Origin of the sequence: Georgenia ruanii (genome assembly GCF_009193175.1) — a bacterium.
GTDB lineage: Bacteria > Actinomycetota > Actinomycetes > Actinomycetales > Actinomycetaceae > Georgenia > Georgenia ruanii.
The window spans coordinates 395,063-406,502 of the sequence record NZ_VUKE01000001.1; the positions used below are offsets into that span (position 1 = coordinate 395,063).

At 76.3% G+C, this 11,440-nt stretch carries 10 protein-coding genes; 3 read left to right on the plus strand and 7 right to left on the minus strand.

The window, feature by feature from the left end:
- Nucleotides 1-48: 48 nt before the first annotated feature.
- Nucleotides 49-3,315, minus strand: coding sequence for a UrvD/REP family ATP-dependent DNA helicase (locus GD880_RS20995; RefSeq protein ID WP_152229904.1), 3,267 nt, complete (start codon nucleotides 3,313-3,315; stop codon nucleotides 49-51).
- A gap of 28 nt (nucleotides 3,316-3,343) precedes the next feature.
- Entirely contained in the window at nucleotides 3,344-4,123 is a 780-nt protein-coding gene (locus GD880_RS01820) for a DUF3152 domain-containing protein (RefSeq protein WP_152229905.1), read from the minus strand.
- Nucleotides 4,124-4,255: 132 nt separating this feature from the next.
- On the opposite strand from GD880_RS01820, the gene GD880_RS01825 reads away from it, so the two are divergent.
- Nucleotides 4,256-4,480, plus strand: a complete 225-nt coding sequence (locus GD880_RS01825; protein WP_152229906.1) for a DUF3107 domain-containing protein — start codon at nucleotides 4,256-4,258, stop codon at nucleotides 4,478-4,480.
- 47 nt (nucleotides 4,481-4,527) lie between these two features.
- Here GD880_RS01825 and GD880_RS01830 read toward each other — a convergent pair whose 3' ends face one another.
- Entirely contained in the window at nucleotides 4,528-5,181 is a 654-nt protein-coding gene (locus tag GD880_RS01830) for a ferritin-like fold-containing protein (protein WP_152229907.1), read from the minus strand.
- Between the two features lie 29 nt (nucleotides 5,182-5,210).
- Nucleotides 5,211-5,756: a DUF1697 domain-containing protein gene (locus GD880_RS01835; protein WP_152229908.1), complete on the minus strand. Its 546-nt coding sequence runs from the start codon at nucleotides 5,754-5,756 to the stop codon at nucleotides 5,211-5,213.
- A gap of 306 nt (nucleotides 5,757-6,062) precedes the next feature.
- Between GD880_RS01835 and GD880_RS01840 the strand changes: the two genes are divergently transcribed.
- On the plus strand, nucleotides 6,063-7,637 hold the full coding sequence (locus GD880_RS01840) for a DEAD/DEAH box helicase (protein WP_152229909.1): 1,575 nt from the start codon (nucleotides 6,063-6,065) through the stop codon (nucleotides 7,635-7,637).
- 61 nt (nucleotides 7,638-7,698) lie between these two features.
- On the opposite strand, the gene GD880_RS01845 is transcribed toward GD880_RS01840, so the two are convergent.
- The 3 genes from GD880_RS01845 to GD880_RS01855 form a co-directional block, all read right to left on the minus strand.
- Nucleotides 7,699-8,145, minus strand: coding sequence for an ester cyclase (locus GD880_RS01845; protein ID WP_226909301.1), 447 nt, complete (start codon nucleotides 8,143-8,145; stop codon nucleotides 7,699-7,701).
- A gap of 180 nt (nucleotides 8,146-8,325) precedes the next feature.
- A complete protein-coding gene (locus tag GD880_RS01850) occupies nucleotides 8,326-8,949 on the minus strand; it encodes a MarC family protein (protein ID WP_152229910.1) in 624 nt (207 codons plus the stop codon).
- Nucleotides 8,946-9,788 (minus strand): PHP domain-containing protein, encoded by an 843-nt coding sequence (locus tag GD880_RS01855; RefSeq protein WP_152230145.1) that lies wholly within the window; start codon nucleotides 9,786-9,788, stop codon nucleotides 8,946-8,948. The genes GD880_RS01850 and GD880_RS01855 overlap by 4 nt, the downstream gene beginning before the upstream one ends.
- Before the next feature lie 111 nt (nucleotides 9,789-9,899).
- Between GD880_RS01855 and GD880_RS01860 the strand changes: the two genes are divergently transcribed.
- Nucleotides 9,900-11,423, plus strand: coding sequence for an aminopeptidase P family protein (locus GD880_RS01860; protein WP_152229911.1), 1,524 nt, complete (start codon nucleotides 9,900-9,902; stop codon nucleotides 11,421-11,423).
- The last annotated feature ends 17 nt before the right edge of the window (nucleotides 11,424-11,440 follow it).

Here is an 11,440-nt window from a genome sequence, read left to right on the forward strand (position 1 = left end):
GGGTCCTCGCTGCGGTGACGGGCTGAGAGGGGCTGGGGCTGGGTCGGCTCATCCGGTGACCCTCCCGCCGGTGTCCTGCAGCGGGCAGGAGGTGCGCACCGGGCAGTGCCGGCACTGGTCGGTGAGGCGGGCCACGAAGGTGGACCCGGCCATGGCCTCGGCGGCCTCGGTGACCAGCCGGGTGGCCCACGCGGGGTCCTCCGCGTCGGCCAGGGCCGGCTGGGCCCGCACGGCCGCCCCCTTTCCGGTGCCGAGGTAGACGAGCCGGCCGCCGGCCGCGTGCGCCTCCCCGAACGCGCCGGCGTCCACGGCCGCCTGGTAGGCGCCGAGCTGGGCGTGCTCGGCGGCCTTGTCGGCGCTGACCGGGCTGGCGGAGGTCTTGAGGTCGACCACCCGCACCCGCCCCTCGCCCAGGTGCTCGACGCGGTCCATCCGGCCGGTCAGGTGTGCCCGGCCGACGTCGGCGGTGAACTCCCGCTCGACGTCGACCTCCCCCGGCACCCCGGCGAGGTAGGCGGCGAGCCGGTCGATCATGGCGTCGGCGAGCACGCGCTGGCGCCGGCCGACCCAGCCCTCGCCCAGGCCCAGCCCGGCCCAGCGCGCCTCGAGGGCCGCGTGCATCTCCGCGGCGGTGCCGTGCGGGTGCTCCGCGGCGATCTCGTGCACCAGCGAGCCCACGGACTGGTCCATGCTGCGCTCCCCCCGCCCGCCGGCCTGCTCCAGCGCCCACCGCAGCGAGCAGCTGGTGGCCTGCTCCACGCTGGACGGGCTCACCGGCACCGGCGCGCCGGCCGGGCGCAGCGGCACCTCACTGCTCGGCGCGGCCAGCCCGGCCCACTCCTCCGGGGCGGCCCCGGTCACCCCCTGGTCCGTCAGGTGCGCGAGCAGCGCCGCGGCGGCGTCCCGGCGGCGGGCGGCGGCGTCGTCCTCGGCGGGCGACTCGACGGCGCAGCGCAGCTCGCTGACCAGGCCGCGCAGGTCCAGCGGCGCGGGTGCGCTGGCGAGCAGGTCGGCCGGCTCGGCGCCATCGGGGGCGAGGAGGTCGAAGAACGACGAGGGGCGCTGGTCCTCGTCGAGGACCGCGGTGACGAGCAGGCGGCGGGTGGGCCGGGTGACCGCGACGGCCAGCATGCGCAGCTCGTCGTCGAGGACCTGGCGGCGGGCCGGGCCGACGGCGCGGCGCCCGTCCGCGGACCGGCCGGCCTCGACGTCGGCGAGGGCCCCGGCGCCGAGCAGGGAGTCGCGCAGGCGCAGGTCCGGCCAGACGTCCTCCTGCAGGCCCGCGACGACCACGAGCTGCCACTCCTCGCCGGCCGCGGCGGCCGGGGTGAGCACCTGGACCGCCTCGGCACGCACGCCCCGCGCGGCGACGGAGTCCGCGGGCAGGTCCTGGGCGGTGACGTGGTCGACGAACCCGGCCGGGCCGCCGCCGACGGTGCGGTCGGTGTACACCTCCGCGGCCTTGAACAGGGCCATCACGGCGTCGAGGTCGGCGTCGGCCCGGTCGGCCCCGGCGCCGCCGGCCACGGCGCGCTCCCGCCACGGCTCGGCGAGCCCGGCGGCGTCCCACAGGGCCCACAGCGCCGTCTCGGCGGTGACGCCGTCGGCCTCCAGGGCGGTGCGGCCGGCGGCCAGCACGCCCGCCACGCGCAGCGGGGCACGGCGCACGTGCGGGGGCAGCGAGCGCGCCGCCTCGGGGTCGGCGACGACCTCGACGAGGAGCTCGTCGACCGGCCGGGCGCCGTCGGCGGCGCGCTCCCGGCCGCGCAGCACCCGGCGCAGCGCGCGGAGCGAGACGGCGTCCATCCCGCCGATGGCGGAGGTGAGCAGCTCGACGACCTGCTCGGCCTCGATCCGGCCCGCCAGCGCGGCGCGCAGCGCGGTCAGCAGGGGCCGCACGGCCGGTTCCTCGCGCAGCACCCCGGGCGTCGCGGTGCCCCCGGCCGGCACGCCCCAGCTGCGCAGCATGCGCTGGAAGCTGGTCAGGTCGCCGGAGGAGCGGACCACCACGGCCATCTGCGACCAGGGCGTGCCGTGGTAGATCCGCTCCTCGCGCAGCCGGCGGGCGACGAAGGCGCCCTCCTGCGCCCGCGAGCGCAGCAGGGACACCTCCACGCCGCGCGGCGCGGCGGGCCGGCCGCCGGCCTGGGCGGGCCCGTCCGGGGCGGCGGCGGGCCCCTCGTTGCCCGGGGGGCCGGCGGGCGCCGCGGCGACCCCGGCGCGCCGGTGCTCGGCGGTACCGAGAGTGGCGATCGCCCGGGTGACGGCCACGGCGGTGCAGCGCAGCACGCCGTCCCCGCGGTGCACGGTGGGCAGCACGAGCCGCGTCGCGCCGAACCCGCCGAGCGGCTCGCGGGTCTCGGCCAGCCCGACCAGCGCCGGGCTGCCGCCGCGGAAGCCCTGCACGCCGGCGTCAGGGTCGCCGTGCAGCAGCAGCTGCGCGCCGTCCTGCTCCAGGACGTGCAGCAGCCGGGCGGTGGCGAGCGTGGAGTCCTGGTGGTCGTCCACCACGACGGCGGACCACCGCGGCCGCGGGTGGCCGGGCACCTCCCGTTCCCAGGCGCGCAGCGCGGCGGTGGCCTCGTCGACGATCCGGGCGGCGTCGAGCCGGGCCCCGCGGTCCGGCGTCATCTCCCCCAGCGCCGTGACGTCCTGGTACTCGGCCAGCAGCACCGCGGCGGCCAGCCACTCGGGGCGGTCGTACCGCTCGCCGCGGGCCGCGAGGTCCTCGGGCCCCAGGCCGAGCTCGGCGGCGCGCATGAACAGGTCGCGCAGCTCGTCGCGGAAGGCGCCCAGCGCCAGGGTCTCCGGTCCGATGCTGTCCGGCCAGCGCACCGGCGCGCCCAACCCGGCCCGGTGGCCGGCGAGCAGCTCGCCGAGCACCTGGTCCTGCTCGGGGCCGGTGATGAGGGTGGGCGCCGGCTCGCCGAGCAGCGTCGCGCGCAGGCGCAGCACCGAGTAGGCGAACGACGCGGGCGTGCGCACCAGCACCTGGGTGGTGGTGCGGCCCAGCCGGGCGGCGACCGCGTCGCGCACCCGGGCGGCCCCGCGGCGGGTGGGCACGAGCATGAGCACGCCCTGGTCCCCGCCGCCGGGCCGGCCGGGGCGCCCGGCCTCGGCGCGGGCGCGGGCGAGGAAGGCCGCGAGCGCCGTCGTCGTCTTGCCGCTGCCGGGGGCGCCGACGACGAGCACGTGCCCGCCGTCGCCGGGCCACGCCGCCGCCCGCGCCTGCACGGGGTCGAGCGCGGGCGGCGGCGGGGGCGGCACCGGCAGGCTCAGCCGCAACGCGGCGGTCGGGGCAGCGGGATGTGGCATGCCCCGATGTCATCACGACGCACCGACATCACGGCGCCGGCCAGCCGTTCGGGCGGCATCCTTGCAGGTCGAGCGTCTGCTGGACCATCACCGGGGCGAGCTCCCCGGTCCCGGGGCAGCGCGCGTGGCCGTGCCCGAGCACGTGGCCCACCTCGTGGTTGACGAGGTAGCGGCGGTACTCGCTGACCGTGCCGCCGGCGGCGGTGAACGGTGCCGCGCCGTCGGACCACCGCCGGACGTTGAGGACCGCGGCGCCCCCGGTGGCGCAGGAGACCTGGCCCAGCGTGCGCAGCGGGTAGCAGAGCCGGTCGGTGAGGTCCGGCGAGGCGAGCAGCACCCGCACGTCCGCCGCGCCGTCGGTGCGGGCGAAGGCGAGGGTGCCGTCCGCGCCCCAGCTTCTCGGGTCGTTGAGGACCTCCATGACGTAGCCGGCGAACGCTGCGCCGTCCACCGGCAGGCCGTCCTCCACCTCGACCCGGACCGTGCGGACGTCGGCGGCCTCCCGCGGCGCCGGGACGGTGCCGGGCACCACCACCACGCGCCCCGCGCCCGCCGGGGGCACCTCGTCGGCGGTGAGGCCGGCGCGGGCCCGCTCCGCCTGGAGCACGGACACGACGCTGGCGCGCAGCCAGGCGAGGTTGAACGGCGGCGGCGCCGCGGGGTCCGCCGGCGGGGTGGGGTGTGCCGCGGCGGAGGCGGCCGAGCGGGCCGGCTCGTCCGTCGCCGCGGCGGCCGGCGCGCCCGCCGCCAGCGCGGCGAGGACGCCGAGCACGGCGAGGAGGGCACGGATTACGGGCACATCCGTCATCTTTTCATGTGGCCGTGCCGGCCCGCCGGACGGCGGCCCGTCACCGGCACGACCTACGATGGGCCGCAGTACTGCGAGCGCCGCCCGGCACCGCGTCCGGGCGACGCTCGCCACCGTCAAGGAGGAGACACTGTGGAGATCACCATCGGCGTCCGGAACGTCGCGCGCGAGATCACGCTCGAGTCCACGCAGAGCCCGGACGAGGTCCTCGCGGCGGTGGACAAGGCGCTGTCGGACAACACCAACCTCGTGCTGCAGGACGAGAAGGGTCGTCACGTCGTGGTCCCCGCGGGTGCCCTGGGGTTCGTCGAGCTGGGCCCGGCCGAGCAGCGCCGGGTGGGCTTCGGCCTGGTGTGACCGGCGCCTGAGCGCCCGCCCCGCCGGCGCGCCGGCGGGGCGGGCGCTCAGGCGGTCAGGCCCAGCCGGGCCATCCGCCGCGCGTGACCGCCGGACAGCTGGTGGCGCACCCGGTCGGCCCCGTCGGCGGCGGCGCCTTCGGCGGGCAGGAGCGTGAGCAGCCGGGGCCGGACCTCCAGCGCGCGCTGGGCGATGCCGAGCGCCTCCCCGACCACCCGCCGGCCCCACAGCGCCAGCCGGGCGCCGAGCTGCGGCTCGGCGGCGATGACCGGGCCGAGGACGGCGACGACGTAGTCGGCGTAGCCGTTGTCGGCGAGGATGTCCGACACCACGGCGCCGAGCGGTTCGCCGAGGTCGGCCGACAGCGCGCGCTGCAGGTCGGCGAGCACCCCGAACGCCACGTAGGTCTTGACCAGCCGCTCCGACCAGTCCCCCGGGGCGGTGCGCCGGTCGAGGTCGCCCATGAGGTGTCCCCACGCCCCGGTGGCGGTGTAGAAGTCCGCGCCGAGCTCGGACGCCAGCCGCTCGAGCTGGTCGAGGTGCGCCAGCTCCCCGGCGGCGATCCGCGAGATCGTCACCTGCCCGGGCAGGTCGGGGGCGTGCTGGGCGTCCTTGGCGAACCGGGTGAAGGCGGCGAGCTGGATGGCCGAGTGCAGACCCAGGAGGTCGACGACGGCGGCGGGGTCACGGGGCGCGGGCATGGTGCCAGGCTAGGGGGTCGCCCGGGCGGTCAGCTCTCGAGCTTCTTGACGATGCGCTGGACCGTGAGCCACGTGCGCGTGGTGATGTCCGCGCCGTAGGACCGCTCCAGCCACGACATGAAGTCCGGCGTCGTGCCGGGTTCGCTGTTGTCGATGACGGCGAGGAAGACGCGGGCCGCGCCGTCGTAGCCGACGACCCGGGTGAGGGGGTCGGGCTGCTCCGGCAGCCGCTCGGGGGGCCCGGCGCCGTCCTTGAGGAAGGTCGCGGTGAGGTACGTGCCGCGCCCGTGCGTGAGCCCGGGGAACGGGTCGCTGTCGAGCAGCGCGCGCAGCTCGGCGTGCTCCCGGATGATGGTGCCGCCGGCGATGCCGAGCTCGTCGTTGAGGGCCCGCTGGATCCGCCGCTCCAGCGCCGGGACGTCGTCCTCGGCGCTGCGGAACACGATGTTGCCGCTGGCCAGCACCGATCCCACGGTCTCGAACCCGAGCCCGGTGAATACCCCGCGCAGCTTGTCGTTGGTCATGTTCGGGTTGCTCGGCGCGATCCCCCGCAGCAGCGCGGCATACCTGTGCATGGCCCGAACGTACCGGCCGCCGCGCCTCCGGTGGCCACGCTCGAGCGGTCCGGCCCCACGTGCCCGCCACCGTGACGCGGCCCACGTTGCCCCCAACGGACGCCGCCGCCCCGCAGGCGCTACCCTTGAGGGGTACACGGTTGCCCGGTCGTCTCGTAGAAGCCTGAGCCTGAGCCGCCCCCAGCGGCACGACATGATCACGATCGGCTGCCACGAGCAGGTGGTACGACCCCTGCGCCCCGGCACGATCGAGGCCGGACGCGTGTGTGCGGCGTGCCGCCACGGACGACAAGGCACACCCCTTTCATGACTGACGTGAACACCGGGGTGCTCGAGGACGTCGAGCACCTGACCGCCCCCGTCGTTGACGAGGCCACCCCCGACATCACCGACGAGGGCGCCGCGGCCGACCTGGAGGAGAAGTCCTTCGCCGACTACGGCGTGCGCGCCGAGATCGTCGACGCGCTGCGCGACGTCGGCATCCGGCACCCCTTCGCCATCCAGGCGCTGACCCTGCCGGTGGCCCTGCGCCGCCAGGACATCATCGGCCAGGCGAAGACCGGCACGGGCAAGACCCTCGGCTTCGGCATCCCCCTCCTCCAGCACCTGCTCGCCCCGGGCGAGGAGGGCTACGACGCCCTGGACGCGCCCGGCAGGCCGCAGGCGCTCGTCATCGTGCCGACGCGCGAGCTGGCCAAGCAGGTCGCGGAGGACCTCGCCGCGGCGTCCCGCCGCCGCACCGTCCGCGTCGTGCAGGTCTACGGCGGGCGCGCCTACGAGCCGCAGATCGAGGCGCTCGGGCGCGGGGCCGACGTCGTGGTGGGCACGCCGGGCCGGATGATCGACCTGCTCAAGCAGCAGATCCTCGACCTGTCCCACGTGCGCACCGTGGTCCTCGACGAGGCCGACGAGATGCTCGACCTGGGCTTCCTGCCCGACGTCGAGACCCTGCTCTCGCGCACCCCGGCCAGCCGGCACACCATGCTCTTCTCGGCGACGATGCCCGGCGCGGTGGTGGCGATGGCCCGCCGGTACATGACCCGGCCCACCCACATCCGCGCCCAGGACCCCGAGGACTCCGGCGCCACGGTCAAGAACATCCGCCAGGTGGTCTACCGCGCGCACGCCCTGAACAAGGTCGAGATGCTCGCGCGCATCCTCCAGGCCGAGGGCCGGGGGCTGACGATCGTCTTCACCCGCACCAAGCGCACCGCCGCCCGGGTGGCCGAGGACCTCGCCGAGCGCGGGTTCGCCTCCGGCGCCATCCACGGCGACCTCGGGCAGGGCGCCCGCGAGCAGGCGCTGCGCGCCTTCCGGGCCGGCAAGATCGACGTCCTGGTCGCCACCGACGTCGCGGCCCGCGGCATCGACGTCGACGACGTCACGCACGTGGTCAACTACCAGTGCCCCGAGGACGAGAAGATCTACCTGCACCGCATCGGCCGCACGGGCCGCGCGGGCAACACCGGCACCGCCGTGACGTTCGTCGACTGGGACGACGTGCCGCGCTGGGCGCTGATCAACAAGGCGCTGGGCCTGGGCGCCCCGGAGCCGGTGGAGACATACCACACCTCCCCGCACCTGTACGCCGACCTCGACATCCCCGAGGGCACCACCGGCCGCCTGCCTCGCGGGGCGCGCACCCGCGCCGGGCTGGACGCCGAGGAGATCGAGGACCTGGGCGAGACCGGCAAGCACCACAGCGGCCGCCGCGGCGGCCGCGCCCGCGGGCACGACGGCGGGCACGACGGCGCCCGCGAGGGCGGGCGGGCCCGCGCCCCGCGCGAGGGCCACGAGCACGCCGACGAGGAGCGGCCGCGCCGCACCCGGCGTCGCCGCCGGACCCGGGGCGGCAAGCCCGCCGAGGGCTCGCAGGCCTGACAGGCACCACACACGGGACGGGCCCGGCAGCACCACGCTGCCGGGCCCGGCCCGTCCCCGCTCAGGCGGGCATCTCGTGCCCCGTCCCCATGCGCTCGGGCAGCAGCCCGACCTGCTGGAGCGTGCCGAGCATGTCGTAGACCGTCCACTGCTCGACGATGCGGTCCCCCTCCCACTTGCTCATGTCCATGCCGTTCATGACGTAGGTCTTGCCCGTCCCGGCCAGGCCGCGGAACTCGTTCCGGGCGGTGGCGGCGCAGGTGAACCGCGTCGCGGTCATGTCCTCGGCGCAGACGACGTCGTGGACGTCCATGTGGAAGTCCGGCTGCGCCGCGCGAAGCTCCTGCACGAAGGACTTCATCCCGGCCACGCCCTCCATCGGGAAGGTCGGGTCGTGGAACATGCAGTGCTCGGCGAAGATCTCGTCGCAGACGTCGACGTCGCCCTTGTTCCAGAGCTCGTCCAGACACCGCCGCAGCATCGCGGTGCGCTCGTCGGTGGTCATCATCGTGGGTCGTCCCTGTCGGTCACGCGGGCTGCTGCGCCCGCACGGGTCGGGGCACCGCGGCCCCGCTGACGGTAAGTCCCTGCCGGCCGTCTGCCGATGAGCCACCTCCGGGGTCGGACCTCCCCGGTTCCGCCCAGCATTCTCCCACCGTCGCCCGGCGGCAGACAGCCCCGCGGGCCCTCAGAACTTCTCGTTGATGAAGACGAAGACGGCGTCGACCATGAGCTGCACCGCGATCGCGGCGAGCAGCAGGCCCGCGATGCGGGTGACCAGCGTCGTCCCGCCGTCGCCCAGGACGCGGTGGATCAGGCCCGCGAAGCGCATGAAGGCCCAGATCGCCAGGTGGACGGCGAGGAGGGCGACGGCGATCGCGGTCCACCCGGCCAGGTGCCCGCCGGCGTCCCGGACGGCGAGCATGACGGCGACGATGGCGCCGGGCCCGGCCAGCAGCGGCGTGCCGAGCGGCACCAGCGCGACGTTGACGTTCCCGGCCGACGGCGTGGGCTCGTCCGCCTTGCCGGTGAGCAGCTCCAACGCCACGAGCAGCAGCAGCAGGCCGCCGGAGAGCTGCAGCGCCGGGACCGAGATGTGCAGGAAGTCGAGGATGTACGGGCCGAACAGGGCGAAGGCGAGGATGACGCCGAGGGAGACGAGGGTGGCCTGGCGGGCGGCGGTGCGGCGCTGCCGGGCCGTCATCGTCGAGGTCAGGGCGAGGAAGACCGGGACGGTACCCGGGGGGTCCATGATGACGAAGAGCGTGAGGAACGTGGTCGACATCAGCGTCACGTTGAGGATGTCGCTCACGGGCGCACCACGGGCAGGAACCCCTCGCTCTCGATGCGCTCCAGGACGGCCGGGGCGGTGGTGTGCTCACCGAGGCGGTTGGGCTTGCCGGCGCCGTGGTAGTCGCTCGAGCCGGTGCGGGCGAGCCCCAAGCGGGCCGCGAGCGCGGCGAGCTCCTCGACGGCCCCGGCGGTGTGGTCGCGGTGGTCGATCTCCAGGCCGGCCAGGCCCGCCTCGGCCATCTGCGCGACGACGGCGTCGGGCACCACCCGGCCGCGCACGCTGGCCCGCGGGTGCGCCATGACCGGCACCCCGCCGGCGGCGCGGACCATGGCCACCGCCTCCACGGCGTCCGGGGCGTGGTAGGGGATGTAGTAAGGCCCGCGCACCGACAGCACCGTGTCGAAGGCGGTGCTGCGGTCCGGCATCACCCCGGCGGCGACCAAGGCGTCGGCGATGTGCGGGCGGCCCACGGTGGCGCCGGCGCCCACCTGCGCCTGGACCGAGGCCCAGGTGATCGGGTAGTCCCGGGAGATGCGGTCCACCATGGTGCGCGCGCGGTCCAGCCGGGAGCGGCGCGCCGCCTCCATCTCCCCCGACAGGGTGAGGTCGGCGGGGTCGTGCAGGTAGCTGAGCAGGTGGACCGTGACGCCGCGCCACTGGCAGGACAGCTCGGCCCCGCGCAGCAGCGCCACGCCGGCCTGCCGCGCCGCCGCCTCGGCCTCGGCCCAGCCGCGCACGGTGTCGTGGTCGGTGAGCCCGACGACGTCGAGGCCGGCCGCGGCGGCCGCGTGCACCAGCCCGGCGGGGCTGTCGGTGCCGTCGGAGGCAGCGGAGTGCGTGTGCGGGTCGATGCGCACCGTCTCGGCTGCTGACACAGGGAGCAGCGTACGACCTGGTCAGGGCCCCGGCCGAACCGGGACGCCGGCCGGGGCCGGGGCCGTGTCGGGGGCCGGTGAGAGCATGGGGGCATGACTGACGCGCAGACCTCCTCCGAGCAGGCCCTCACCGACCGGGGCAGCAACCGTTCCCAGCGCCCCACCAGCCAGGCGTTCCGCGCCTTCATCGCCGACGGCTGGGGCCCGCGGCCGGACGGGCTGCCCGACCGCTCCCCCGCCGCCGACTTCGCCGCCGCCCGCCGGGACGCCGTGGGCCGCCTGTTCCCCGGCGAGCGCCTGGTGGTCCCGGCCGGTCAGCTGGTCACGCGCAACAACGACAACGACTACCGCTTCCGCCCGCACTCGGCCTTCGCCCACCTCACCGGGCTGGGCACCGACCAGGAGCCCGACGCCGTCCTCGTGCTCCACCCGGTGCCCGACACCGGCGAGGAGGGCCCGACCCACGAGGCGGTGCTGTACTTCCGGCCCCGCGCCGGCCGCGACAGCGAGGAGTTCTACGCCGACTCCCGCTACGGCGAGCTGTGGGTGGGCGTGCGCCCCTCCCTCCAGGAGGTCGCGGCGCAGACGGGGCTGCGCACCGAGCACATCGACGCCCTGACCGACGCCCTGGCCAAGGACGCCGGGCAGGTCCAGCTGCGGGTGGTGCCGTCCGCCGACGCCGCCGTCGAGGCCCAGGTGGCCGCCGTGCGCGAGCAGGCCGGCGTGGCGGCGAGCGCCGCGGAGGCCGACGCCGCCCTCGCCGAGGCGCTCTCGGAGCTGCGGCTGCGCAAGGACGACTACGAGATCGGCCAGGTGCGCGAGGCGGTGGCGGCCACCGCCCGCGGCTTCGAGGACATCGTGCGCCAGCTGCCCCGGGCGGTGGCCCACCCGCGCGGCGAGCGGGTCATCGAGGGCGCGTTCGGCGCCCGGGCCCGCGAGGAGGGCAACGGCCTGGGCTACGAGACCATCGCGGCCGCCGGCAACCACGCCAACACGCTGCACTGGATCACCAACGACGGGCAGGTCCGGCCCGGCCAGCTCGTCCTCGTCGACGCCGGCGTGGAGGTCGACTCGCTCTACACCGCCGACGTCACCCGCACCCTGCCGGTCGACGGCGTCTTCACCGAGCCCCAGCGCCGCGTCTACCTCGCCGTGCTGGAGGCCGCTGACGCCGCGTTCGCCCGCGCCGGACAGCCGGGGACAAAGTTCCGGGACCTGCACGCCGCCGCGATGGAGGTGCTCGCCGCCCGGCTGGCCGAGTGGGGCATGCTGCCCGGCACCGCCGAGGAGTCCCTGGCCCCCGAGGGGCAGTACCACCGCCGGTGGATGGTCCACGGCACCAGCCACCACCTGGGCCTGGACGTCCACGACTGCGCCCTGGCGCGCCGGGAGATGTACCTCGACGCCGACCTGGAGCCGGGCATGGTCTTCACGATCGAGCCGGGCCTGTACTTTCGCGAGGACGACCTCAAGGTCCCCGCGGAGCTGCGCGGCATCGCGGTGCGCATCGAGGACGACATCCTCGTCCGCGAGGACGGCTCGGTGGAGAACCTCTCCGCCGCCCTCCCGCGCACGCCGGAGCAGATCGAGTCCTGGATGGCGCGCCTGCGCGGCTGACGGCGGCCCGAGGAGGG